This window comes from Halomonas sp. M1 (genome assembly GCF_029581375.1).
Classification (GTDB): domain Bacteria; phylum Pseudomonadota; class Gammaproteobacteria; order Pseudomonadales; family Halomonadaceae; genus Vreelandella.
On the sequence record NZ_CP121119.1, the window covers coordinates 641,647 to 667,349 of the forward strand.

Consider the following 25,703-nt stretch of genomic DNA (forward strand, 5'->3'; position numbering starts at 1 on the left):
TTAAGCCTCCATAGCCAATAAGTCTTTTTCATTCATTACAACGGGTTTCTCATCAACATCCCTGAGAAATATCGTGCCTTCTAAAAACTCATAGTGCTGGTAGGTAAAAGAGAATTTTTCAGGGTTAAGATTTGCTTCAAGATAGTCTAGAGGCAGATTAGCACCCGCCTTAGCCAACGACGAAACAAACGCGACAAACCTGACGTTTATTTCGGTTATCATTGGCTTACCTTGCGCATTCTCTTTGAAATCTACCGTAAAAATACCGTTCGCTTTGGATTGGTGCTTACTAAAAACTGAACTGATAGCTTCATCGGCAATTTTCACCAGCTCTTTATCATTAATTAACCTGCCAAATGCTGTGTTACCCGTTATCCCTGAAGGCGCCACCTTTGACATAATGTAGGTAACTCTTTCAGCACAAGCAGAGCGTAAAATCTTCCCATCCATATACATAATTTTACAAGCAAGGTTTCTACCAGGAAGAAACTCTGAAGCTATAAACTCCTCAATAAGGGGATTAATTCTCATCCACTCTTCTAGCTCTTTTTCACTATTGATTTTTAAAGAACCAAGACCGCTTGAACCTACGGTACCACGCACCCAATAAGGGTAATCTAGCGGTAAATTATTATTTTTCTCGCCATTCAGGAAAGTACAATAGCAGGGTATATAGGGTTTATTCTGAAGAAGATCATGTAGTTGTTTTTTATCAACTAATGTCTCTGTTGCATGCCTAGATGAAATAAAAGCTTTACAAGGCAATCCATCTTCCTCTTTACGTTTCGACCAAGCAACGACTTCAGCTTCTGGCAATACAACAGCAAACCTAATGTGATGTCGGTCAATTATTTTTGCAATTTCAGCCCAATAGTGCTCGCTATCAGCCTTGGGCACCAAATAAGTTTTACTGTAAGAAGTATTATCGTAAAGCCCCATCGCCAATGGATCTGCATCTACACCAATAAAATTATAAGCATCAGATTCGGAGTCAATAATTGACCTGACAAAACTACGAGGCGTTGGCCCACCGACACCAGTAACCAGTATGTTAATTTTATTAGTCATTTTGACCACCTTTTTGGTTGTGCAGTTTTGATGCTTTGAAATTGGGCATAGCCACGTCACCGGAATAACTAATACCCTCTTTCACAAACACCTTCTTAACTGTCAACAGAAGTATCTTTACATCCAACAAGAACGTTTGGTTATCGACATACCAAATGTCATAATCAAATTTTTTTTCCCAAGAAATTGCATTTCGACCATTCACTTGTGCCCAGCCTGTTACCCCAGGGCGTACTTCATGCCGCCGTGCTTCGTAGGCACTATAGTGGGGTAGGTATTCCATTAGCAGGGGTCTTGGGCCTACTAGGCTCATATCCCCTTTTAGTACATTCCATAGCTCGGGCAATTCATCAAGACTAGTGGCCCGTAGACGTCGGCCAAATGGCGTTAGCCGCTCTTTTTCGGATAGCTTGTGACCTCGCTCATCATAGGCATCCCGCATAGATCGGAATTTCACAATCTCGAAGGGTTTACCATTCAGCCCCGGACGATGCTGGCGAAACAGCACGGGCGTTCCCAATTTATAGCGAACTAATAACGCTACAATAATAAGCACAGGTGATAGCAATATCAGCCCGACCAGTGATGCAATAATATCGATTTGGCGCTTAAACATGTGCCACCTATTACTAATAGTTGATCCCAAAATTAAACATGACGGCTAGTTACAATTGAAAACAGCGATCTCAAACACCATGTAAAATATCATTATAGACAAAGACATTTGATTGCTAGGTCAGTGAGTAACAGCCACTCAATCTACATTTATTGCATATTAATTAAATAGCTAAGACGCGGCCTCACCTATTTTATTTATTAAGCCGCTTTTATTCGTTTATCGCTTCAGCAGAAAGGGATGTTAAAGTGACTGCTGGCAATAACGGTTTGACACGTCCTACTGAGTAGTAGGTAAATCCTTTTGCCATCATGCGATGTGGTTCATAAAGATTGCGTCCATCAAAAATCGTCGGCTCAGAAAGCTGATTTTTTATAAGATCAAAATCTGGCGCTCGGAAATTTTGCCACTCCGTTACAATGATTAAGGCATCGGTATTTTTTAAGGCTGCTTCTTTCGTTCCACAAAGACTCAGTTGTTCGTGACTTCCGTAAAGTCGTTGCGCTTCTTCCATGGCTTCGGGGTCATAAGCTTGAACTTTAGCACCAGCTGCCCAAAGCGCTTCCATAAGCACGCGACTAGGGGCATCACGCATATCATCTGTATTCGGCTTAAACGAAAGCCCCCAGATCGCAAACGTTCTACCCTGCAGCTGTGCATTGAAGTGCTGGTATACTTTTTCGAACAGGGTCTTTTTTTGCTCTTTGTTACGTAGCTCAACCGCCTTAAGCACTTTAGCATCAAAATCGATTGCATCTGACGTGTGGATTAATGCCTGTAAGTCCTTAGGAAAGCAGGAGCCTCCGTAACCCACCCCTGGGTAAATAAAGTGATAACCAATACGTGGATCAGAGCCGATTCCTTGACGCACAGCTTCAATATCGGCACCCAGCCGCTCGGCCAAGTTGGCCATCTCATTCATAAAACTAATTTTGGTAGCCAGCATGCAGTTAGCCGCATATTTGGTCAGTTCGGCACTTCTGACATCCATGACAATAATTTTGTCGTGGTTGCGATTGAACGGGGCATAAAGCTCACGCATCACTTCTATGGTGGTCTCGCAATTGGTACCAATAATAATTCGATCAGGCCTTTGGCAATCTGAGACAGCGCTACCTTCTTTCAAAAACTCCGGGTTTGATACAACATCAAATCTGATATCGTCACGACCACGCTTTTCCAGTACTTTTTCCACCTCGGTACGCACTTTATCGGCGCTGCCTACCGGCACGGTGGATTTATTGATAATAATTTGATCGCGTTCCATGTGTTCGCCGATAGTAGCCGCCACCTTCAGCACATACTGGAGATCAGCGCTGCCGTCTTCATCTGGCGGAGTCCCCACGGCGATAAACTGAACCTGGCCATGCTTAATTGCAGCAACCGCATCAGTAGTAAATTCAAGCCTGCCAGCAGCATGGCTCTCTTTTACTAACGCTTCTAATCCCGGCTCGTAAATGGGAATAATACCTAACTTAAGCTGTTCAACTTTATTAGCATCTACATCAACGCAGACAACATGATGGCCAACTTCAGCCAAAATAGCACCTTGAACCAGGCCAACATAACCCGTTCCGAAAACTGTAACGTTCATGGGATTTCCTACTAATTATGGGTGTATTAATGAAGGAGGAAAAGTGCACTTCACTTAATGGGGATTGGCGCGTCACTCGTTACTTCAGTGTTTTTATTCGATGCGTTTTTATTCAATGAGTAGTAGTCTCGATACCAGCTGACAAAACTTTCAACCCCCTGAATAACGGGTGTGGATGGCTTATAACCAACTCTCTTTTCTAGCTCTCCTGAGTCTGCATAAGTATCAAGAACATCACCTGGCTGAAGGGGCAGTAATTCTTTGATAGCTTTTTTACCTAAGGCTTTTTCAATGGCTTCGATATAAGCACTAATCGTCACTGGGTCATTATTACCAATATTAAAGAGACGAAACGGTGCATTACTGGTAGCTGGGTCTGGGCAGTCGCTGTTCCACCCAAGCTCAGGTGTCGCGATGTCGTCACTAGCGCGGATGATTCCTTCAACTATGTCGTCTACATAAGTAAAATCTCGGGTATGGCGACCATAATTGAAGACTTGAATAGGCTCATCGTCCAAGATTTTTTTAGTGAACTTGAATAGCGCCATATCTGGGCGCCCCCAGGGTCCATAGACGGTAAAAAACCGTAGGCCGGTGGTGGGTAGTCCAAACAAATGGCTATAACTATGGGCCATCATCTCATTGGCTTTCTTGGTAGCCGCATAAAATTGCAACGGATGATTAGCCCCCTCATGCTCTGAAAACGGCATTCGCGTGTTAGCACCATAGACACTGCTCGTACTCGCATACGTTAGGTGCGCTATTTCAGCATAGCGGCACGCCTCCAACACGTTCGTGAAACCAATGAGGTTGCTTTCTACATAGCTGAGCGGGTTTTCCAGTGAATAGCGCACGCCTGCTTGAGCAGCTAGGTGTATAACCCGATCGAAACAATGTTCGTTGAAGCATTGCGCCACTGCTTCTTGGTTAGCCAAGTTAGCTCGAATCGACATGTAACGACCGCTTGCCTCAGCTGCTGTCTGTTCTAGTAGTTTAAGACGGGCTTCTTTAATAGCGGGGTCGTAATAATCATTGACGTTATCAAAACCTACAACACTATCTCCACGCTCTAGCAGTTGTTTAGCCGTGTGAAAGCCGATAAAACCGGCATGGCCGGTAACTAAAATTTTCATGCAGTGACTCCATGCCAACGCAACCGGGGCAATTGGAAAGGCGGGGGTTAATGACGAACAAAACGCTGAATATGTTGCCAACCCACCCGCCTTAAACCACCTAGCGCTAAGGGTACGAGTGCCACTGAACGCACTATCGCCAGAACGGGTCTCGGAAGTTCGTTTAAGCATAGGGATCGAGGTAAGCCGGTATATGGAAACCAGCGCTCACCATAGGAACTCTGCTGGGCTGAAAGCGGTAAATCACCGGTGAAACGAGAAGGCACGTCATACCAGGCATAATTGCCTTTCAATGTTTCTATCTCGTTAGGGCCGGGCTGTAAAAATTCAAAATCGATGATTTTGAGCCCCTGACAAGGGTCATAAATAAGATCTTGGGGATTCAAATCAATACACTCATAACCAAGGCGACGGTAATGAAGGATTACCGCCCTTACGCGCTCAATCGTCCAGATAGGTAGCAAGCCATGAAGTGAAAAAGGCGCACGAGGCGAGAGAATACGATCCATACGATTTGCATAACGCTCAAACACTAAGTAATGAGAACCTACTTCAAGTAGTCGTGACACTTCAGGCAGTGATGCGCCAAGTTCCCGCGCCCTTACCTCTCGCTCTAGATATCGCTCGCGCCCGGGACGGAAGGTTTTACAAATGGCTTCGGTGCCGTGAAAGTCAATTAGCTCAACTTTAGCTCGGCACACCTGCTTACTTAGGTCGGCAAGAACCGGGTAAGGCGTACGAAACGCAGCATTATAATGCTGAACCGTTTGCCGTATTTTATCAAACTGATGTGGTACCACGTTTTTAAGATATTGAAGTGCCTGCCCTGCATTGCAGGTCAAGTCCACCAGGTTGCTTTGCGCTTGTTTGCTTCGTTCTTGGTTGGCTTTATCAATTAGTTTTTTCTTAACCGTCAGCAACCGAACATTATCAACTTGCTCGATTGTATCTGAAGCAGATGTTATCTCCCTTACAGGGTAAACATCATGTACTACCAAAAAGTGAACCGGCAAACTGCTACTGCCTACTCTATTATTGATTAACGGCTGTTGATCACTTTTTATATGTAGAGAAAACGCCTGTTGCTGATCTTCTTGAAGAGGCAAATCACACAAAATATTAAACCCATAACGATCCAACAAGCTACGTAGAACGTCGAGATATTCCAGCCCTTGCTCTTTAATCAATAAAACAGCAACCCCTGATAGCCACTCCTGTTGCTCTATATCATGGTGTTTATTGGTCATAGCTTTTCTCCTTAAGCTAAAGAGAGTGCTTTTTAAAAAAAGGGAGTGATGACATGCTTAGTTATGCCCTATTCATCACTTAAAGTTGGCAAGAGAGGTGATTACTTAACGCAATGCTTTTCTGGCAGGCGTATCAACTCTCTTTAGAAACGGGGCTTAGTGCGGGTTCAATACGATTAATAGAACGTAAGAAATGGGGCGTATCTAGGGATTGGTCTTGGGGTCCGGGAAGCATGGTTTGACGAGCTTCCCATACCAAATCAGCTATTTCATCCAGGGGGTGGTAATCCAAAGGTGCCGACTGTAAAAGTTGTCGAATACGCAAGTGATCAGTTTCAGTAAAGGCCTGCTCCAGTTCCTTTAAAAATGCTTCTAGCCTGGGCCATTCCCAGAAACGCTCTTTTGACGTCATAATGCGATCGTGGCGCGTCCTTCGCACGTCATCACCGATTAGCAGCTCCTCGTAAAGTTTCTCGCCAGGCCGTAGGCCGGTGTAGATGATTTCAATATCCCCTTCAGGATGTTGGGCATCTTTCACTTCAAGCCCAGAAAGTCGCACCATATTCATTGCCAAATCGTAGATGCGTACTGGCTCGCCCATGTCGAGTACAAATACCTCGCCCCCCTCACCCATGGCGCCTGCCTGAATAACCAGCTGAGCGGCTTCAGGAATGGTCATGAAATAACGGGTAATATCGGGATGTGTCACCTTAATAGGGCCACCCTGTTCAATCTGCTTACGAAATACCGGGACTACTGAGCCACTTGACCCCAACACATTACCGAAACGCACCATGCAAAAACGCGTGTTTGTTTGTGCATGAGCAAATGCTTGACAAATAAGCTCGGTCAACCTTTTAGAAGCCCCCATTGCATTAGTGGGACGAACTGCTTTATCGGTAGAGATCACCACAAAGGTTTCTACCCTCGCTGCCATGGCGGCCTTAGCAAGGTGCAAGGTGCCCAAGACGTTATTGCTTACTCCCTGCACAAGGTTGAACTCCACCATCGGTACGTGTTTGTAAGCAGCGGCGTGGTAGACGGTGTGTACTTCGAAGCTGTCGAACACCGCTTTCAGGCTGCCCGCATGCTGAACCGATATTAGTAGTGGCTTTAGTTCGCAACTTGACTGGGTCGTTTCGATATGCTGCTTCAACTCTTGCTCGATGGCATACAGCGCATATTCACAGTTGTCGACCAGCAATAACCGTACGGGATTCTGAGCAAGTATCTGACGGCATAACTCGCTGCCAATCGAGCCTCCCGCCCCGGTCACCATCACTGCCTTATCTTGAATATTGGACTGCATCAACTCAGGGAAAGCAGGCACCGCTTCCCTCCCAAGCAAATCCTCAAGCGCCACGTCATGAAGCTCGCTGATTTTAGCCCGCCCGGCGATAACATCAGCGCTGCCGGGAATTGTCTTAAGTGGAACAGAGAGGCCCGAAAGCCAGTGCAATATTTCACGTCGGCGCCAACGGGGTGCACTAGGGATGGCGAGTAAAACCATAGCAGCCTGGTACTCCTGAACCAGAGCAGCCAGCGCAACCGGCTGATGCACCCTAAGCCCTTCGACCATGGCGCCTTCAAGCCCGCGCCAGTCATCCACGAAGGCGACGGGCTCATACTCCCCTCCGTGGCGAAGCGCGGCGACCAATTCACACCCCGCAGCGCCAGCCCCATAGATCACCACTGGCTTACGCTGGCGACGCTGGCTACGGCGATACAACTCGCGTAGCACAAAACGAAGGCTACCAATGCCTAGCAGTAAGAAAAGTGAGTAGGTAACGATAATCGACAGGCCAATGGAGTGCCCCACAAGGTGGCTGGCAGGTATCACAAGCAAAGCCGATGACATCACCACCATCACGACCGTCGGAACGGTGACATGACTCATGTAGCGAATTACCAGGCGATACAACCCAAGCCAGTGAAAAAGCAGAAGACTCATCGGCACTAACAGGCCGATAGCCATCCAAAGAGAACCATCGCTAAGCGGCTGTGGGCTTTCCAGATGGATCATAGCTGCCAGTTGCAGGCTGCTCGCCACAATCACTCCATCTAGAACCACCAGTACCCTGCGCTTTATCCAGCGTGGCGTCATCGATAACGATTTCATTAAACTAGCCATGTTTTCCCCTTTATTCTTCCTTGATGGCATTACTCACGGGTTATACGGTCACGATGTATACTGCGGTGTTGTTTAGGAAAGCTCTGGAACTAGACGATGCTGTGCAACGGCCGCAGAGCCTTGTCGGTAAAGATGCCAACCGATCACCAGTACCATCCAAAACAGTGTGGAACGCAGGCCATTATGGGTCAGGGAATAAACCAATGGCCCGGCCACCGCAGCCCATACGTACAACGGTGCTTGGCGCAACACGATTGCTATCGTTAAGAGAAAAAGCCCGAGCCCGGGTAGGCCGTAGGCAAATAACATGTTGATGAAGGAAGAGTGAATTTCATGCCCATCGTAAGGCGCAAAGCGCTCACGCTCGGCCTCGCCCGCCCCCAGGATCGCGTATTCAGGGAAATTCATTAACCGGTCGAACTTGCGCTCTTCATAGACGCTATCCACCTTACCCGGCGCCCTGTCCATACGCGCTTCCAAATTACGCAGTACTTGTCCATCTGAGCTGACATTAGCCACCAGCACACCCAGTAGTAACAGAGGAAGTAGCAGTAGCAAGCGTGCAAAGTGCTTAACTTGTTTGGCATTAGCCAGCGCCCAGCCAGCCAGCACCATGACGCCTCCCCCCATGGCCGCTAACGACGACGCCGCGAGAATCCCTAAGACTCCTGAGGCTAGCCCAGCCAGTGCTAAGGGTCTCATCTGTATATGAAAATCGTCGAGCATTAGCAGCAACACTACGCCGCATAGCGAAAAATAGGCGAGTTGGTTGGGGTTGTTGAAACTACCCGTAGTACGGCTAATCCCCATAGCTAGCTGCGTTACCGTATAGCCAGCCGCAATTAATAGGGCAATTGATACGCCACTGCGGATAATGCCTAACGCACGGTCGCCGTAAACATTAAGAAAACGTAATAGCGACATACCAATTAGGAAATTAAACAGGAAGAACTGAGCGGGCTTAAAAAAAGTAGTGGTTTGCATTATCAAGGTCCAACCAAGGCAAACCAGCAACACCCATAGCACCATCATTCCCCAGCATATAGCGAAGGGTGAAACTTTAAGGTGTTTATCACCCAGCGACATCACCAGCATGACACCGGAAAAGCCTATCAATACAAAGTCAGCTAGCTGTGGCGCACCACTGGGGAACAAATAAAGACTGCTCAGTGAGAGGCCCAGGAATAGTAGTAGTGCACCAATCAGATTCATGGCGATATCCTTTTTCCGTGACTAAAGATTGGCCATCATCTGGAAGGTCTGGTTACGGCTGGCTAGATCATCGTAGGTGCCAGCATCGATTACCCGTCCACTCTCCAGCATGTAGATGATGTCGCACTCTTTAACGGTCGCTAAGCGGTGGGCAATCATGATCACGGTCATCTGGCCGGAGAATCGCTGGATATCATCCATCACTCGACGTTCAGTTATCCCATCCAGAGCGCTAGTGGCTTCGTCGAACACCAATACTTGGGCTTGCTGATAAAGGGCGCGAGCGATACCTAACCGTTGACGCTGCCCGCCTGATATCTGCACGCCACGCTCGCCGATATGTGTTTCCAGACCTTCAGGAAATCCTTCAATCAGTTCATCGAGCTGCGCCATGTGCAGCGCTTCCTTCACTCTTTCGACGTCAATAGCGTCGCGCTCAATAGCAAATGCAACGTTTTCAAGGATGCTAGCATCAGACAAAAATATCTGTTGCGGGACAAAACCCACGCCTGCCTGCCAATGGCGCAGGTTTTCCGACGTGAGGGGTATACCATCAATCAGCACTCGCCCTTTCTTAGGCTCAATCAGTCCCAGCAATAAGTCGATAGCCGTGCTCTTGCCACTACCGGAAGAACCCACCAATCCCACCATTTTATTAACGGGGATCGTCAAGCTCAGCCCATCCAGTGCCAATGCCCGTGAACCTGGGTAGTCAAACACCACGTCCTGCATCTTAATTTCACGCTGGGGCACCCAAGGTGTTATCTCTGCTTCAGCGTGCGCTTCACTCACCGCGTGAGTGTTTTTAAATTCACGACTTGCGATCAAATCGTCACGAATGGCGTCATAGGCGGCTAAATTACCGCGTATTTTCGTGATCGAGGTGTAGATTTTTTGAAAGCCGGGGAGCATTTTGAAGCCTGCCAGCGCATAAATTGACAGGGCTGGCAGAATGGCGCCTAGATTACCTTGGTAAAGGTTTAGCAGATAAAGCACCAGCACAATGACTGAACCAAAGGCGACTAACTCAATGGCGAAACGTGGCGCTTCACTTAGGCCCTGAGTGACGCCTTCACCCCGCGCGATACGGTTACTTGCCTTATCAAAGCGTGAGGTAAAACCCGCCTGTCGATGAAGTAACAGCAGGTCTTTAATGCCTCCAAACCCCTCATTCATCAGCTTGAAACGCTTGGCTTGCGCTTCGGAAACCCTTATTCCATTAATGACGAGATAACGTCGCACCGTCTGATATAGCAGCAAATAGGTGCCTATAAAGATCACCATGCCGGATATCGCTACCACCGGGTTATAGAGAAAAATTGCCAGAGTCATTAAAGACACCATGATCAACTTCGCGTTGAGCTCCATGGCGGGATTAATGATTTTAATGGTCACTCGTTGGACTTCAGCAGATACCTTAGTGGTTAAGCCACTAGTATTCTGGCCGGAGTGAAACAACCACGGTTGGTGCAAGTAATAGCGGTAGAGGCGGCTTGAGAGTTCTGCCCCTACCTGAGCGCTGTAGAGCGCCAGCCGCCAAGTGGTGTAGATAGAGACCAGCGCCGCCAAAAGCAGTACGCCAAGAACCATTCCACCCAATAAACTCAAGAACGTCTTAGGGCTTTGCATGCCGCTGGCGTCGTAAGCCAAAGCGAGCCAACCATCGCCCTGAAGCTTACTCATATCCCCCACTACCGCCATGAAGGGCCCGATGGCAATGACACTGGCTATCTGAGCCAGCGCCATACCAATAATTAACACTTGAAGCCTCAATAACTGCCGGCGTTGTTGCTGAGTCAATAAAGAATAGAATTCCCGCAATTGCTTTAGCATAGTGGTTCACCGGTAAGCATAGAGGTAGCTGCCGTAATATCCATGGCGGCTATTGGTGGATTTCTTAACACCGTTCAAGATTCCACCCTTGATATTCACACCCGCATTCTCCAAACGGCGCTTAGCGGCTTTGATCTCGCCAGGTGCGTTAGCATCGAAACGCACGACCATCAGACTGGTGCCGGCCATCTTGCCTACCACTGTGGCATCGGTCACCGCGAGTATCGGTGGCGTATCTACGATCACTAAGTCGTAGCTCAGGCTCATCGCTTCAAGAAAATCGTGGAAGCTTTGCTGCATCAAAAGCTCTGAGGGATTAGGCGGCACACTGCCTCGAGCCACATAATCCAGTCCTTCTAGATCGCTGTGGCGAACAGCTTCTTCAACCTCTATACGCCGTGCCAACAACTCAGAAAGGCCTTTTACGCCCTTACCGTTAAACGCATGGTGTAAGTGACCACGGCGCATATCAGCATCAATCAACAGTACTCTCTGGCCTGCTTGGGCACATACTGCTGCCAAATTCGCCGCCACGAAACTCTTACCGACCCCTGGGCTAGCACCGGTTATCATCAGCCGATTATTGTCAGACTCGAGCATGGCAAAATAGAGACTAGTACGCAGACCGCGCAACGCTTCCACTGCAATTTCAGCGGGTTTCTGAACAGCCAGCAAACCTCTGAATACTTCCTGAGCCTTTTTCGAATGGCGCGGACGAATTCGCTCGGTAAGCCCCGCCTGCTCTCCAGAATCCGGCAAGGTGGCGTAAACGGGCAGGCCCAATTCTTCGAGCTGTTCGGGAGTCTTAATCGCACGACTAAGTAATAACCGCATTACCACAATCATTGTCGCTAGCAATGCACCAATCAGGCCGCTTACAGCCGTAATCAGAGGAATACGCGGAGCAATAGTGCCTGGACTCAACATAGCGGTATCCAGGATACGTACGTTACCCACGGTTCCAGCCTTAACCAGACGCATCTCTTGAAGCTGATTCAGCAATTGCACATACACTTGCTGATTGACTTGGGTGTCCCGCGTTAATCGAAGCACTTCCTGCTGAGTTTCAGGTAGCTCATTGACCTGGGCATTGAGGCGATCGCGCTCTGCGGCAAGCTGAGAACGTTGTCTTAAAAGTGTCTGGTAGTTGGGGTGCGAAGGCCGGTACCGCTCAGCTAGGTCGGCTTCTCTCATTGACAGCTCGTTGAGCTGGTTTTCAACCTCGACTACGCGAGTAAGAAGATTTTGAGTCTCGAAAGTTAAATCTACCGAATCACGTTGCGCTCGATAATCATTGAGCATTCCCTCAGCATCGGATAATTGATTGCTAACTTGGGGAATCTGCTCGTTAAGAAAAGCGATCTGCTGCTCTGCTTCTTCGGAGTGACGCTGCACGTTTTGGGTAAGAAACACCCCCGTTAAGGTGTCCAGCGTCGGTTGGATCTCACTACGATCGGCACCGCTTAGTTTGAGTTCATAAACGCCTGACTCAACGCCTCGCGGCATAATCTCGAAACGACTCTGCAAACTCCTTATTGCATTAAGAGAAGAGACCCGCCTTAAGATAAATTCAGACCCTGGATGGGCGATTGCCTGACTAATGAAAAGGCGATAACCCAACGCATCGTCTTGAACCGTTTCACCGACGTTGCCAGTCAATAGCGTTTCTTCTTCCAGTAACAAGTCAAAACGACCCTCTTCCTTAATGCGTACTATATGATCCAGCCCAATGTTGTCATCAGGCACTTCAAATCGCGAAACACGCAGCGACTCGTCGGCCCACACATAAGGGTTTTGCCAGCTACTACCCTCACTGTCCCCCAACCACCCTCGTATGAATGCTGGTGTAATGCTTTCGATCGACGCTTGGTTAACACCATGGCTAACGAGGAAATTCCCTACCATTGGCAACCGGCGCGGCTCAACTTGTATGGCCAAGTCTTGCCGGTTAGCGGTTTCACCTAGCACCATGCGCGACTGCAGAATTTCAAGCTCAGCGGCAGTCGGGTTATCCGGCTGCCTTTCACCTGCTGAATCCATGAACGCTAAGTTCGAACCTCTCGCCTCAATCTGGACTAAGGCATCCGCTTGATAAATGCGAGGTTGAGAACTGGCGTGAAAATAGCCTCCAAGAAGAAAAACTCCCGTTAACGAAACGATAAACCAGCGATGGTCGAAAAGTGTATCCACCAACTTACGTAGATTAAGATCGTCGCTCTCCTGAGGGCCAAGCGACGACGATGGTGCCGGGGGGAAGTGAGTCATAGCCATGCCTCATTACTCTTCAAATAGTAGTTAGTTAGGTGCTTAAAGATCACCAACATCCACCGCAGTCGTTGCGACATCACCCGGCAGACTGACGGAAGGCAGCAGCAAAGAGATCACGTTGTTCCAACGAGCCAGCGGCGCTGAAGTCACGTACACCACATCCTGGGGTTCGAGAGGAAACCGCGTTCCCAGCAATAAGCGCGTGGCATCTCGAATATCCAACTGGTAAATAGTGGCGATTTTTTCACTGCCGGGTGGGTTTCCACGCACTACGAAAATGCCTGAAGGCTCAGCTCGATTTTCATTTACACCACCCGCTCTTCCTAATGCATCCGTCAAGGTGATGCGTTCGTTACCCAAGGCAATCGCACCAGGCCGTAGTACCTGCCCCATCACAATGACGTTCTGGTTCTCCATAGAAGGCACGTGAAGAAGGTCACCGTTACGCAGTAAGCGGTTCTGGCTCATATCCCCTTGGCGCATCATGGCGTATAGCGAGATCTTATCTTCTCTACCGTTTCGGCTTAGCGTAACGTTATGCCAATCGGCGTTATCACGCGCACCACCGACTTCACTGATAGCATCCAGCAGCGTCATTGGCACAATAGTCAGCGGCAGTGTTCCGGGGTTTTCTACAGCACCACTGATATAAACTTTCTGTGAGTGAAACGCTGCAATGCCTACTTCTACTTGAGGGTTGGTGATCACGCTGGAAAGCCGCTGCGCAATCAGATCGCGAACCTGGTCAAGCGTCATGCCATCGACCTTAACGCGCCCCACGTAGGGGTAAAACATGGTACCGTTAGGCCGTATACGGTTACCGGTTTCTGCAGCGGAGCGCTCGGTACCCGCAGGGATAGTCAGTTCAGGATGGTCGTAGACAATCACGCTCAGGATGTCGCCAGGGCCCACCCGATACTCATAGCCCTGCACTTCCTGATCTAATGCTTGGGGCGTTGCGCGGGTAGGCACCTCCATTTCGTACATCGCATTCACCAAGTTAGGGGTGATTGGCTGTACGTCAACGCGCCCATCCAGCGATTGCTCCAAATTGCCTTTATCGATATGACCGCCAGGCGCCATTGCACAGCCGCTGAGAACACCCAAAAGCACTATCAGTATTAGATAGCGGATCAGACGGCTTGGATGCTTTCTCAACCCAACTTCCTCTATCTCATTGAATTTGTTCATTCTTTACTCCCTTTGCTTTTTGGCTTTCCACGCTACCGCCCGGGGATTTTTAATCAGGCATTTCCCAGAGCCTTTTGAAAACTGCCATGGAGATGCCAACCTGCGCAGACCCATGGGGCACAATTATCAATTTGATAAACAATCTTAAGGTTACATAAAAATACAAAAAGATTACTTCCATTTACATAGTCATGGCAGAGTGAGATTTCTAGTGCTTTTTTAGGCTGGGAGAGTATGTTTAGGCATTTTTTATAACGCTGTGAGGGGTCATAGATAAGCTAAAAAATATTATCTATCGGTTTTTTAAGTTTTATTTTTTACTTAAATATCATATATTTATCAATAACTTCGATTGTTTGACTAATATTTTTAGTACTTTTTTATATTATCTAAGACATCCATTAATATAAATTATAATTAGATATAATATTTGTAACATAAAGTTGCAAAAGGGCGCCCTACTCTGTTTCGAGCAGTAAACAAGCGCTCTCTAAAGTAATTTATCTAAAAGGCTTGCCTAACCGCCCTAGCAAGCGAGGAAAGAAGGAAGTGCAGAGAGTGATTAATTGAAGCGTGGAAGCACTGATTAGCAAGGGTTGTGCTGATTAGCATTAGCCAATCAGTGATGTTTAAACCGCGTGGGTAAGCAAATCGTGGCAAACATCAGCGAAGCAGAACCCGCTTAACGTGTGCGGCTATCATAGGTGAGTATTTTGACCGGACGTGGAGCAGAGGATCTTAACGCCGATTGACGAGCCCAGGCGCGCTGCGCACAAAGCCTAGAGCTTTTCCGCCCATAAGTGAGTCGCGTCCTTGAGTAGCGAATGCACATGCTCGAAGACTTCTTTTGTTTTTCGATAAGGGTCCGGTATGTCCTGCCCCTCGCCGCCATCCAACCAACGACCGAGCAATAGTATTTTACCTAACGCTTGAGGTGCTTGCTGTCCCACAGCACGACGCTGACCCTCTGTCATCACAAGAATGAGATCGGCATCTTGAATCATTTTGTCTGAGAGTTGGCGTGCTTGATGATGGGTGACATCCAAGCCATCTGCTTCTGCTAATTGTCGTGCAAACGATGAAACAGGCTTTCCCACTAATGCGCCTAATCCAGCTGAGCTAACCTGACATTTGGGCAGTTGCTGCCTCAGAAATGCTTCGGCAACAGGGCTACGGCAAATGTTGCCGGTACACACCACCAAAATACGCTCGAACATAGCTTAGTTATTCCCTGGCAAGGGGAAAAGAAGGTTATCAAATGCCATACTCAATGCTCCCAATGAATAGCAATCAGTCCAAAAGCTTCATAAATAGCCCGCTCCGTTTTGCGTAGTTCACGCGCAGAAGGTATCCAATATGCAATCGCCTCCTGCTGTTTAACCAAATAATGCGTGGGCGCTGCCACTGGTTTTAAACCAACCTGTTCGAAATGCTGTACTGCACGAGGCATATGCGACGCTGATGTCACCAGCAGTACCTGAGCGCCGTCGCCAAGTAACGCTTTTACTTCAATTGCCTCTTCTGCGGTGTCTTTGGGTGATGTCAGTTTAACGATCTGCTCTGAAGGCACTCCCAATGACTCAGCGGCTTCAGCATAGCCGTGTGCCATGGTCATTTCAGGGTCTGTGCCGCCTCCTGAGACTAATAACGGCAAATCTGGACGCTGGTTCCATAACCTCACACCCTCCATCAAGCGAAATCCTGAGCTTTCGCTTAGCCTTCCGGTTATTGACCACGGCTGCTCTGGCTGCCAGCCGCCACCTAATACGACTACAGCATCAATGTCGCTATGTTCTGGCCACTCCATTAATGCCGCATACTTTGACTCTAAAGGCTCAAGGAGGCCATCCGCTACTGGTGCCCACGCAGCCAGCAAAAGTAATACCACTGCCACGACCATTAGATTATCGCCTAAGCGGTATCGCCCTCGCTTACGAACTACCCACCCGATACCAAAGGTAATGGCCATTAAGGGGAGAGGCATCAATAATATAGCCGTCAGCGTTTTAACTAGGCTATACATGAGGACTATGCTGCCGTTGCTCTCCTGGCACCTGAACCCAAAGTAAAATCAGCCAGCTGGCGTACACTGCTATTCCAGCCGGATAGGCAAAGAAAGAATAGCTCAAGCCAAAGCTTACAAAGCTTATTGCTAGTAACACACCCGCCATAGAAAAGGACCTTTGTTTAGGGTTTTCGCTGCGTAAACCGGGTAGGAAACGCCATAAGGGAACAAGATAAAGACCTAATACCATCAGAAGACCCGGCAACCCCCGCCGTACCCAAGCGTCTAAAAGATCGTTATGTGCATGCCAATAATTGCCAAGATCCGGGTTGAGTATTCCCTTTTTCTTTAACCCTTGCATAGCGGGATCATAGCCTCGATGCCCATAACCTATAAAGGGTTGATCACGAATTAACCACATCGCTCCGCGATACATTTCCAAGCGAGCCCCCACAGAACCAAACCCGGTACCCTCAATATAACGGTGCACTTCACTCACCGCCTTATCCATCCGTTTTGCCACACCGGTTTGCGGTGTTACATACACCACTAGCATCACCACAAGTACAGAGCACATTCCCAGCCAACGCCACCTGGCTCGCCAGCGGTGCGTATAACCGTAATAAAATAAACATAACACTAGCGGTAGAATTAACCAGCCACCACGCGTACCGGAAAATACCGACGCCAACGCACCTCCCGCCGCGCCTCCTAGTAAAAGCATAATCCAATAAAAACGTGTTGTTTGCTGGTGCCAGGCCCACCCAAGACCGGCCAAACATAACAGCGAACTTAGTAACGCAAAATTTCCGAAAAAAATAGAGTGTAGTGGCGGGTGCCCTGTTGCCCGGGTCAAACCAACCCCCAATTTTTGCCACGCAGCCCATCCTCCAGCCCCTATTCCAGCCAATGCTAAGCCGGCCCACCACCCCCAGGGTTTTAACGCTGCAGTACGAATCATCACCAAGGCCAGTGCACCGAGCCAGGCTGCTCCTGCTAACGGCAACGCTTGACGCAAGCTGGCATGCCATACGCCAACCATTACTTCGACCACACCTACACCCAATAACAACGCTAGCAAAAGTCCATCGCCACGCCACGTTATGGGTTTTAAGCCGCTCTTTTTGCGTCGTTTACTCCATGCAAGACACCCACCTACTCCCCATACAATGGTGATTACCAACCCCAACCAATAGCCCATGGGTATCAGCAGCGGTAAAGCAGTGATTGCGACAGCCTGCATGTACTGTGTGCCTTATAGATCATAGGAGTGATGATGCGTTACTGACTCACCCGATCCCCGCTTCCTTTTCCCAGCACTGTCAGGAACAGATAGCGAAAGTACGTCGGCACCGCCATTTCGGCCAACATTCGTTGATCCATTTCCGCCAACAACTCAGGCGTAGACATATCAATATTGTTAAGTTGTGCCAAGCCGGTAATACCCGGACGAGCGTTGTATACATTGCGCTTGGAACGCTCCTGGATCAACTCATGTTGCGAGAACAGGCACGGGCGAGGCCCCACAAGACTCATGTCCCCCGTCAATACATTCCATAGCTGAGGTAATTCATCCAATTTGGTACGGCGCAAAAAAAGACCGAAACGGGTGATTGAGGAAGCATCCGCAAGATGCGAAGCAACCCAGGCGGTATCAAGCTTCATGGTTCGGAATTTGATGAGTACAAACGGTCGGCCACGATATCCCACGCGCTTTTGCAAAAAAAGAGGAGACCCAGTGTCCCAATAACCGATCAAGGCTAATAACAACAATATTGGTAGGCCAAAGAGTAGACCCGAGGCGGCAAATAGTATGTCAAAAAAACGTAGCGTTTTAGCCATGATATCACCGTCCGCAGGGTTTATTTTTAAATTTAACTATTTAAAAATAGGCAGGGTAACCTTCACTGCAAACTATAAAACCCAGAGAACAACTGACTCAACGGTTAATTGCGTAACTATTGATAAAACTTCCAGTCAAGTGACCGATTCTTCTAGCATTATTAATTGACTTCCCCATCTTTTAACTATTACTAAAACTATCATAACCCAATCATATAAACCGGAAAAAATGCGAAAAATCAGCACTAAAAATAACACTTTTAGATAGCAGTAACTGATAAATAAGTATTAATTTAGAAATAGAATCTTTAAACTCGCACGAAAAAATGACGCGCTGCTGTCGAAGAGCTCATCTTTTTAGAAGAATATTTTAGGAAATAAGCCAGGGGGCTAACGATAGCTAGGGGGCTAATAATATAGTGGCTGAAATATTTGTGCCGCCTCCTCCATAAGCATCGGTGTCGCACCGTGAGATATCGGATGACGGGTCCCCATTAGGTAGTCTAGGACTGACATTTTCAGGAATGCGCCCAACCTGGGGGTGGCAATTGATCCAATTCATACGAGCCCCTGCCCAAAATTGCCGAGCTTCTTGGCCTTCAAGAATAGTAAAACAGCCGGGGAATTTCTTATTCAGATTTTCAATCTCTATGATCGCCCCTCTCTCTACCAGCACGTCTGCCGGCCAAGCACTGTCTCCCATCCATGCAATCACATTGTTCGAGCAGGACTCCGTTGTTGAAAGAGCATCCCGAAATCGACTTGCAAAACCACGACCATGGGGCTTTTCACGGTCATCATAGGCAAACACAGATTTTTGAATCGACCAGCCGTGGGGAGTCGCCGAACGCATTTTTAAGCCAAAACCATGGTACACACCGTCAGGAGCTCTTGTTTGATCTGGGTGTGGCACAGGCGTAGTGCGAATCAATACTTCATTAAGTGTTACCACGTTTGTTCGATAAGCATCGGATGACCCTCGTGCCGGATCTGTCGCTACTGCTTGCATCACACCGTCAAACAGCGTGTCCTCGACAAGCATAGTCTGCATTTGGGTCTCCTCGATGGCATCGTCAAAAATATTTGAAAACCATGTATTGCGCACAGTGTGTCGATTGTAAGACGTGACCGCTTGGTGTCTGCGAGGAACAAATAAGCCGACTCCGTCCTCTCCGACGTTGTCTATTCGCGCACCATCGATGATGGACCTATCGGAGACCAAAAGTATTGCTCGCCCACGAGGTCTTTGCTTTGCCTCCCTCCAATTCATTTCAGGATCGTTGGTTCCAATAAACGTACCGCCCGCAAAGCAGACAGGAGTAGGTAACGAACCACCGTTGACAGAGCCACTGCTTATTTTTACAGGAAGGCTGTTGGGAGCATCAGGAAACTTTCGTTGGTGCCAAACTCCATCCCTGGCGTCAAATCGAGATTCTACCGGCACCCGGTTGCTGCCCGCGTCGTAGAGATTAAAATTATCATACCCATGATAGCCACTCAGGTCTGTAATAGGCCCCTTATAGGTGTTAAGGCATGAAAATGTGTCGTCGACATACCTACCCACGCTAGGGGCTGGGTCGGGCTGTCTCACTTGGTTGATTTGGTCAAAAATCGGTCGCTGGGCCACCCCCTCCGCCTCATTTTGATAAAAGACAACCATAGGGCCTATGAATAAAAGTAGTCCTAGAAATTTAAGTTTATCGCTCATAGCCCCCTCCCACTTTTTCACCATCTAGAACGTATAAAAATAATTATTTTTTAACTTAAATAAATACAGTGAGAATCAGCCTTACTGGAAAGTTTAGAGTAACGATGTAATAACGCTCAATGACCTAAAGGCAGATTTACACGTATTGGGTGATCAGTCATCAACATCATGTTTAAACACTGGCTTTAAGCAGACTCTTTTTTTGCTATAAACCGTTGCCTAACATCAGGCTTGGGAAAATACTGTTAAGCTTAACCTCGACGAATGTATCGATACCCAACGCTTTGACTCATGAAAATCAGGGATGTACGGAAGGGTCTTGGCGTCGTCACAATAGTGGAAGCCCTTGGGCTGCGCTTCAAAAGACACAACAGCGTCTGAGTATTCAACATGGAAACAAGCGCGCAATACCAGCGGCGACCCAATGATTGGCACGCTATAGTTTTTGACGCTGACAGGTTTGAAGAGATTATCGACGCGGGAGGGGTGAAGCTTGGGATGGCACATAGCATCACCATTTCTATTGTAATGTTACTAAGAAATAGTTTATGCCACGCTTTTTTACAAATGATGCCCAAGTTTGGATGAGAAACGACATAAATGGAGGCGGCCCCAAAAGCCACATCCCGGCACACGCAGCCACTGCTACCGTTGCTCCCTTCCGGGCCTGGCGGGGTTTGCAGTTTAGCGTTGCGGGAGGACCTAAGGGGCCACCATTGCAATGCATAGATCAAAATACGCATTAGTGCTGATTGGTGGCTACGCCCTGATTTGAACAGGGGACCCCATCATTATGAGTGATGTGCTCTAACCAGCTGAGCTACGTAGCCTTTCCGACATCAGCGGGTGCAGAGTATGCCTATATTAGAGACAAAAGGCAAGCCAAAACAGCCTGCCTTTTGCTTTGGTCACATGCGTGCTTATAGTGCGGCCTTAACGGCGGGCAGTGCTTCATCGCCGTCGCGGGTTGTTACGCCTTCTAACCACGTATCAAGCACATCGGTATTTTCATTGAGATAGGCACGTGCTGCAGCTCGCGGCTCTACCCCATCGTCCATAATCGCGCTCATCAGCTGGTTTTCCATTTCCAACGTAAACGTCATATTGCGCAGCAACGTACCTACATTCGGGCACTCTTCAATAAAACCTGCGCGGGTATTGGTGTATACCGTTGCGCCCCCCAAGTCAGGGCCGAAATAGTCATCGGCGTCGGTTAGGTACGCCATGTCAAAGTTAGTATTCATTGGGTGCGGTGCCCACCCCAAAAACACCATCCACTCTTCATTAGGCACACGTGAACGAAGTTCTGCCAGCATCCCCGCTTCGCTTGAGTCGACCACTTGCCAGTTACCCAAACCATAAGCATCGTCGTCGATCATTTGCTCAATCAGTTCATTCCCATCATTGCCAGCCTCAATGCCGTGCAAGCGGCGTTCAAACTGGTCAGCGTGCTCCGCTAAATCCTTAACCGATGTTACGCCAGCATCGTAAACGTACTGGGGTACAGCTAGAGTGTATTTTGCCCCTTCCAGATTTGCTACTAGGCGCTCTACGTCGCCGCTTTCAATATAAGGGTCACTAATGGACGCCATAGAGGGCATCCAGTTACCTAGAAAGACGTCAAAATCATTATTTCGCATACCCGCATAAGCAATGGGTACAGAAACAGTATCCACGCGGGGTTCGTAGCCCAGCGCGTCTAGTACTTCACTTGCCATCGCGGTGGTCGCAGTTATATCTGTCCAACCGACTTCTGCAAAGCGGACACTGCTGCACTCGTTAGCAGAGGCTACCGCGGGTAACCCTGCGGTAATTAGAAGGGTGGCAAGACCACGTGAGTAGTTCGGTTTTATCATTATCAATCCCCTTTCTAGTTTGTAATCACACTGCTTTTAGTACACAGCCTCTGTTTAACACTCATTTTTTATTGATTGAACGTTCAATAAAGAAATGTCATCATAACTAGATAATCATGCCTACCCCTGCTTTTCAAGGCTGGGAGTAACTGGCATTCATCGTCATTAGGAGATAGCTGTGCCTAAGGTGGGAATGGAACCAATACGCCGCCAGCAGTTAATTAAAGCCACAATGGCGGCCATTGATGAAGTTGGCCTCGCCGAAGCGACTGTCATGCGCATTGCACGCCATGCAGGTGTTTCAGCGGGTATTATTAGCCACTACTTCGGCGGCAAGGACGGCTTGCTAGAAGCCACCATGCGTCAAATTCTGACAGATCTCAGTGATGCTGTGTCGGCACGTCGTCGTGCTCTCGAAGACGGATCTCCCCGCGCCCATATTGGGGCGATTATTGAAGGTAATTTCGACCGCACCCAGGTAACTGGCCCAGCGGCTAAAACGTGGCTCGCCTTTTGGGCTAGCAGCATGCACAAACCCATGCTTCAGCGCCTTCAATACGTCAACGACCGCCGTCTTTACGCCAACTTATGCCACCAGTTTCAGCGCGTTATGCCCCGCCCTGACGCCCGAAATGCGGCAAGAGGATTAGCCGCCATGATTGATGGTTTGTGGCTTCGTGGCGCGCTTACTCCAGATGGTCTTGACGCTGCCGAAGCGCGCCACCTTGCGCACACCTATCTCAATCAGTTGCTCACACACCACGGATGCTTAGAAGAAGCAACCGCGACTAATATTCGCTAAGGAGACCAGCATGGCCACTCAAGACGTACAGCCCCTTTATATTGATGGTCGCCCGGCAGACGCTACCTCCGGCGAAACATTTACCGTTACCAATCCTTTTGATGGCAGCTTGCTCGCTACCATCGGACAAGCAAGTCAAGCGGATGTTGATGCCGCCGTTTCCACTGCTCAAAAAGGCCAACGCGAGTGGGCTGCCATGAGCGGCATGCAGCGCTCACGCATCCTGCTGCGTGCCGTAGCGCTACTGCGTGAACGCAACGATGCGTTAGCTGAGTTGGAAACCCACAATACTGGCAAGCCGATCAGTGAAACGGCAAGCGTGGATGTCGTGACCGGCGCAGATGCGCTTGAATACTACGCTGGCTTGGCACCCGCCATTGAAGGCAGCCAAATCCCCCTGCGCGACAGCTCATTCGTATATACCCGTCGTGAACCGCTAGGCGTGATTGGTGCGATTGGTGCTTGGAACTACCCCATCCAAATCGCCTGTTGGAAAGCCGCTCCTGCACTGGCCGCCGGTAACGCAGTAGTGTTTAAGCCTAGCGAAGTTACCCCGCTAACGGTGATGAAACTGGCCGAGATTTTCACCGAAGCTGGCTTGCCCAACGGCGTGTTTAACGTGGTTCAGGGCGACGGCCGCGTGGGCGCTATGCTCACCGAGCACCCTGGCATCGCAAAAGTATCATTTACCGGCGAAGTGGCCACCGGCAAAAAGGTGATGGCGGCTGCCGGCGGCTCCACGCTAAAAGATGTCACCATGGAACTGGGCGGCAAATCACCGCTGATCGTATTTGCCGACGCCGATCTTGATCGCGCCGCCGATGCCGCCATGATGGCCAACTTCTACTCCAGCGGCCAAATCTGCACCAACGGCACGCGGGTATTCGTTGAGCACAGTATAAAAGATGCCTTTGAAGCCAAGCTGGTAGAGCGCGTCAAGCGCATTAAGGCAGGCGACCCAATGGACCCCAGCGTCAACTTCGGGCCACTAGTCAGCTTTGAGCATCAGGAAAAAGTACTCTCCTACATAGCGCTCGGCAAAGCACAAGGTGCTCGGTTGTTGGTGGGTGGCGATAATTGGAACAGCGGTAGCTGGGCCAATGGCGCCTGGGCAGCCCCCACAGTATTCACTGACTGCACTGACGATATGCGCATCGTACGTGAAGAGATATTTGGTCCGGTCATGTCGGTACTTACCTTTGATGATGAAGACGAGGTCATCCGTCGCGCCAATGACACCAAGTACGGTTTGGCCGCAGGCGTTTTTAGCGAAAGCCTAAACCGCGCCCATCGCGTCATTCACCAGCTAGAAGCCGGTATTTGCTGGATTAACACCTGGGGCGAGTCCCCCTCCGAGATGCCGGTAGGCGGCTATAAGGAGTCTGGCATTGGGCGTGAAAACGGCGTCGAGACGCTTAATCACTATACGCAAACCAAGTCCGTGCAGATCGAGATGGGCCCGTTTGAGTCGGTGTTTTAAGGAGTGCTCATGTCTCAACCACGTGAATTTGATTACATCATTATTGGGGCAGGCTCGGCGGGCAACGTACTCGCTACCCGTCTGACCGAAGATAGCGACGTTAGTGTTTTGTTGCTCGAAGCTGGTGGCCCTGATTATCGTTTCGATTTTCGTACCCAAATGCCGGCGGCCCTGGCCTATCCACTACAGGGCAAACGCTACAACTGGGCGTTTGAAACCGATCCCGAACCGTATATGGATGGCCGCCGGATGGAGTGTGGGCGCGGTAAGGGCCTAGGCGGCTCCTCGCTCATCAACGGTATGTGCTACATCCGCGGCAACGCACTGGACTACGATAACTGGGCCAAACAGCCCGGCCTTGAAGAGTGGGACTACCTAAGTTGCCTGCCCTACTTTAAAAAGTGCGAAACCCGCGACATCGGCCCGAACGACTACCACGGCGGCGACGGCCCGGTTAGCGTCACCACACCAAAAGCGAATAACAACCCGCTTTATCGCACCTTTATCGAAGCCTGTAAGCAGGCAGGCTACCCAGAAACTGAAGATGTTAACGGCTACCAGCAAGAGGGCTTTGGCCCTATGGACCGCTTCGTCACACCTAAAGGCCGACGCGCATCTACCGCCCGAGGTTACTTGGATACCGCCAAGCAGCGCAGCAACTTAACCATAGAAACCCACGCGGTGACCGATGTTATTGAGTTCGAGGGGAAGCGCGCTGTGGGTGTTCGCTATGAGCAAAACGGCCAGGTACACCACGCCCGAGCCCTTCGAGAAGTACTGCTGTGCGGCGGCGCGATTGCCTCACCACAGATTCTCCAACGCTCTGGCGTGGGTAACCCAGAGTGGCTTCAAGAGTTAGGCATTTCGGTCGTTCATGAACTACCCGGGGTTGGCGAAAATCTCCAAGACCACCTGGAGATGTACATTCAGTACGAATGCGAAGAACCGATCTCACTCTACCCGGCGCTGAAATGGTATAACCAGCCAAAAATCGGCGCTGAGTGGCTATTTAAAGGCACCGGCATCGGCGCCAGCAATCAGTTCGAATCCTGTGGCTTTATCCGTAGCCGCGATGAAGAAGAGTGGCCGAATCTGCAGTACCACTTTCTGCCCATCGCGATTAGTTACAACGGCAAAAGTGCGGTGCAGGCTCACGGCTTTCAGGCCCACGTGGGTTCTATGCGCTCCGAAAGCCGCGGGCGGATTCGCCTTACCTCGAAAGATCCACATGCCGCGCCTAGCATTCTGTTTAATTACATGGCCAAAGAGAAAGATTGGCAGGAGTTCCGGGATGCCATTCGCCTCACCCGTGAAATCATCGCTCAGCCAGCCTTTGATAAGTACCGTGGCCGTGAAATCGCCCCCGGGCCTGACGTGCAGTCGGATGAACAGCTTGATGCTTTCGTGAAACAGCATGCCGAAACCGCTTATCACCCCTGCGGTAGCTGCCGAATGGGCGATGACGCGATGGCTGTCACAGATAGCCAAGGCCGCGTACATGGTCTTGAGGGTTTGCGGGTGGTCGATGCATCGCTTTTCCCGGTAATCCCTACCGGCAATCTAAACGCGCCGACGATTATGCTGGCAGAAAAAATAGCCGACCGCATTCGAGGTCGCGCCCCCCTGCCTCGCGCTAACGTAGACTACTATGTTGCTAACGGAGCACCCGCAAAACAGCACTGAACTTCACTTTACAATTATGACTCAAACGCCACAG

General features: G+C 49.3%; 19 protein-coding genes, 1 tRNA gene and 1 other RNA gene. 3 read left to right on the forward strand and 18 right to left on the reverse strand.

The genetic code is table 11. The annotated features are described in order from the left end of the window. The 18 genes from P8S54_RS02935 to P8S54_RS03020 all read right to left on the reverse strand — a co-directional run bounded on the left by P8S54_RS02935 (position 1) and on the right by P8S54_RS03020 (position 21,704). Positions 1–1,068, reverse strand: coding sequence for a hypothetical protein (locus P8S54_RS02935; RefSeq protein WP_281443153.1), 1,068 nt, complete (start codon positions 1,066–1,068; stop codon positions 1–3). Further along, positions 1,061–1,684, reverse strand: a complete 624-nt coding sequence (locus P8S54_RS02940; RefSeq protein ID WP_281443154.1) for a sugar transferase — start codon at positions 1,682–1,684, stop codon at positions 1,061–1,063. Before P8S54_RS02940 ends, P8S54_RS02935 begins: the two co-directional genes overlap by 8 nt. Positions 1,685–1,895: 211 nt before the next feature. Continuing rightward, positions 1,896–3,278, reverse strand: a complete 1,383-nt coding sequence (locus P8S54_RS02945; RefSeq protein WP_281443155.1) for a UDP-glucose/GDP-mannose dehydrogenase family protein — start codon at positions 3,276–3,278, stop codon at positions 1,896–1,898. A 50-nt stretch (positions 3,279–3,328) separates the two neighbouring features. After that, positions 3,329–4,411 (reverse strand): NAD-dependent epimerase, encoded by a 1,083-nt coding sequence (locus P8S54_RS02950; protein ID WP_281443156.1) that lies wholly within the window; start codon positions 4,409–4,411, stop codon positions 3,329–3,331. Positions 4,412–4,458: 47 nt separating this feature from the next. Beyond that, entirely contained in the window at positions 4,459–5,658 is a 1,200-nt protein-coding gene (locus tag P8S54_RS02955) for a hypothetical protein (protein ID WP_281443157.1), read from the reverse strand. 133 nt (positions 5,659–5,791) lie between these two features. Then, positions 5,792–7,789, reverse strand: a complete 1,998-nt coding sequence (locus tag P8S54_RS02960) for a nucleoside-diphosphate sugar epimerase/dehydratase (protein ID WP_281443158.1) — start codon at positions 7,787–7,789, stop codon at positions 5,792–5,794. A gap of 72 nt (positions 7,790–7,861) precedes the next feature. Further along, the gene (locus tag P8S54_RS02965; protein WP_281443159.1) at positions 7,862–9,001 is read right to left on the reverse strand and encodes a hypothetical protein; all 1,140 of its coding nucleotides are present in this window, start codon (positions 8,999–9,001) and stop codon (positions 7,862–7,864) included. A 21-nt stretch (positions 9,002–9,022) separates the two neighbouring features. Further along, on the reverse strand, positions 9,023–10,762 hold the full coding sequence (locus P8S54_RS02970; RefSeq protein WP_281443160.1) for an ABC transporter ATP-binding protein: 1,740 nt from the start codon (positions 10,760–10,762) through the stop codon (positions 9,023–9,025). Between the two features lie 78 nt (positions 10,763–10,840). Continuing rightward, positions 10,841–13,099: a polysaccharide biosynthesis tyrosine autokinase gene (locus tag P8S54_RS02975; RefSeq protein WP_281443161.1), complete on the reverse strand. Its 2,259-nt coding sequence runs from the start codon at positions 13,097–13,099 to the stop codon at positions 10,841–10,843. A gap of 42 nt (positions 13,100–13,141) precedes the next feature. Continuing rightward, complete coding sequence (locus tag P8S54_RS02980) at positions 13,142–14,293, reverse strand: polysaccharide export protein (protein ID WP_281443162.1); 1,152 nt, start codon at positions 14,291–14,293, stop codon at positions 13,142–13,144. 779 nt (positions 14,294–15,072) lie between these two features. Beyond that, positions 15,073–15,510 (reverse strand): low molecular weight protein-tyrosine-phosphatase, encoded by a 438-nt coding sequence (locus tag P8S54_RS02985; protein WP_281443163.1) that lies wholly within the window; start codon positions 15,508–15,510, stop codon positions 15,073–15,075. 50 nt (positions 15,511–15,560) lie between these two features. Then, positions 15,561–16,277: an ElyC/SanA/YdcF family protein gene (locus P8S54_RS02990; protein WP_281443164.1), complete on the reverse strand. Its 717-nt coding sequence runs from the start codon at positions 16,275–16,277 to the stop codon at positions 15,561–15,563. Positions 16,278–16,308: 31 nt separating this feature from the next. Further along, on the reverse strand, positions 16,309–17,541 hold the full coding sequence (locus P8S54_RS02995) for an O-antigen ligase family protein (protein ID WP_281443165.1): 1,233 nt from the start codon (positions 17,539–17,541) through the stop codon (positions 16,309–16,311). A gap of 38 nt (positions 17,542–17,579) precedes the next feature. Beyond that, positions 17,580–18,140, reverse strand: a complete 561-nt coding sequence (locus P8S54_RS03000) for a sugar transferase (RefSeq protein ID WP_281443166.1) — start codon at positions 18,138–18,140, stop codon at positions 17,580–17,582. Positions 18,141–18,540: 400 nt separating this feature from the next. Then, positions 18,541–19,848, reverse strand: coding sequence for a hypothetical protein (locus tag P8S54_RS03005; protein WP_281443167.1), 1,308 nt, complete (start codon positions 19,846–19,848; stop codon positions 18,541–18,543). A gap of 610 nt (positions 19,849–20,458) precedes the next feature. Then, positions 20,459–20,555, reverse strand: an RNA gene (gene ffs, locus P8S54_RS03010) — signal recognition particle sRNA small type. Between the two features lie 46 nt (positions 20,556–20,601). Beyond that, positions 20,602–20,678 (reverse strand) — tRNA-Met (locus tag P8S54_RS03015). A 90-nt stretch (positions 20,679–20,768) separates the two neighbouring features. After that, positions 20,769–21,704 carry a choline ABC transporter substrate-binding protein gene (locus P8S54_RS03020; RefSeq protein WP_281443168.1) on the reverse strand — a complete coding sequence of 312 codons (936 nt, stop codon included), beginning with the start codon at positions 21,702–21,704 and terminating at the stop codon, positions 20,769–20,771. 178 nt (positions 21,705–21,882) lie between these two features. On the opposite strand from P8S54_RS03020, the gene betI reads away from it, so the two are divergent. From betI to betA, 3 genes are read left to right on the forward strand one after another with little or no spacing between them, the layout of a single operon-like run. Next, positions 21,883–22,506 (forward strand): transcriptional regulator BetI, encoded by a 624-nt coding sequence (betI, locus tag P8S54_RS03025; protein WP_305656739.1) that lies wholly within the window; start codon positions 21,883–21,885, stop codon positions 22,504–22,506. A gap of 10 nt (positions 22,507–22,516) precedes the next feature. Next, on the forward strand, positions 22,517–23,986 hold the full coding sequence (gene betB, locus P8S54_RS03030; protein ID WP_281443170.1) for a betaine-aldehyde dehydrogenase: 1,470 nt from the start codon (positions 22,517–22,519) through the stop codon (positions 23,984–23,986). 9 nt (positions 23,987–23,995) lie between these two features. Continuing rightward, the gene (gene betA / locus P8S54_RS03035; RefSeq protein ID WP_281443171.1) at positions 23,996–25,669 is read left to right on the forward strand and encodes a choline dehydrogenase; all 1,674 of its coding nucleotides are present in this window, start codon (positions 23,996–23,998) and stop codon (positions 25,667–25,669) included. Positions 25,670–25,703 lie beyond the last annotated feature (34 nt).

What these genes read in the sequence shown, in the direction of transcription:
- P8S54_RS03000 (WP_281443166.1), bottom strand. Translation starts at nt 18,140, where the DNA reads ATGGCTAAAACGCTACGTTTTTTTGACATACTATTTGCCGCCTCGGGT.
- P8S54_RS02980 (WP_281443162.1), bottom strand. Translation starts at nt 14,293, where the DNA reads ATGAACAAATTCAATGAGATAGAGGAAGTTGGGTTGAGAAAGCATCCA.
- P8S54_RS02955 (WP_281443157.1), bottom strand. Translation starts at nt 5,658, where the DNA reads ATGACCAATAAACACCATGATATAGAGCAACAGGAGTGGCTATCAGGG.
- P8S54_RS02965 (WP_281443159.1), bottom strand. Translation starts at nt 9,001, where the DNA reads ATGAATCTGATTGGTGCACTACTACTATTCCTGGGCCTCTCACTGAGC.
- P8S54_RS02940 (WP_281443154.1), bottom strand. Translation starts at nt 1,684, where the DNA reads ATGTTTAAGCGCCAAATCGATATTATTGCATCACTGGTCGGGCTGATA.
- P8S54_RS02960 (WP_281443158.1), bottom strand. Translation starts at nt 7,789, where the DNA reads ATGGCTAGTTTAATGAAATCGTTATCGATGACGCCACGCTGGATAAAG.
- betA (WP_281443171.1), top strand. Translation starts at nt 23,996, where the DNA reads ATGTCTCAACCACGTGAATTTGATTACATCATTATTGGGGCAGGCTCG.
- P8S54_RS03020 (WP_281443168.1), bottom strand. Translation starts at nt 21,704, where the DNA reads ATGATAAAACCGAACTACTCACGTGGTCTTGCCACCCTTCTAATTACC.
- P8S54_RS02935 (WP_281443153.1), bottom strand. Translation starts at nt 1,068, where the DNA reads ATGACTAATAAAATTAACATACTGGTTACTGGTGTCGGTGGGCCAACG.
- P8S54_RS02950 (WP_281443156.1), bottom strand. Translation starts at nt 4,411, where the DNA reads ATGAAAATTTTAGTTACCGGCCATGCCGGTTTTATCGGCTTTCACACG.
- P8S54_RS02975 (WP_281443161.1), bottom strand. Translation starts at nt 13,099, where the DNA reads ATGACTCACTTCCCCCCGGCACCATCGTCGTCGCTTGGCCCTCAGGAG.
- P8S54_RS03005 (WP_281443167.1), bottom strand. Translation starts at nt 19,848, where the DNA reads ATGAGCGATAAACTTAAATTTCTAGGACTACTTTTATTCATAGGCCCT.
- betB (WP_281443170.1), top strand. Translation starts at nt 22,517, where the DNA reads ATGGCCACTCAAGACGTACAGCCCCTTTATATTGATGGTCGCCCGGCA.
- P8S54_RS02995 (WP_281443165.1), bottom strand. Translation starts at nt 17,541, where the DNA reads ATGCAGGCTGTCGCAATCACTGCTTTACCGCTGCTGATACCCATGGGC.
- P8S54_RS02985 (WP_281443163.1), bottom strand. Translation starts at nt 15,510, where the DNA reads ATGTTCGAGCGTATTTTGGTGGTGTGTACCGGCAACATTTGCCGTAGC.
- P8S54_RS02990 (WP_281443164.1), bottom strand. Translation starts at nt 16,277, where the DNA reads ATGCCTCTCCCCTTAATGGCCATTACCTTTGGTATCGGGTGGGTAGTT.
- P8S54_RS02945 (WP_281443155.1), bottom strand. Translation starts at nt 3,278, where the DNA reads ATGAACGTTACAGTTTTCGGAACGGGTTATGTTGGCCTGGTTCAAGGT.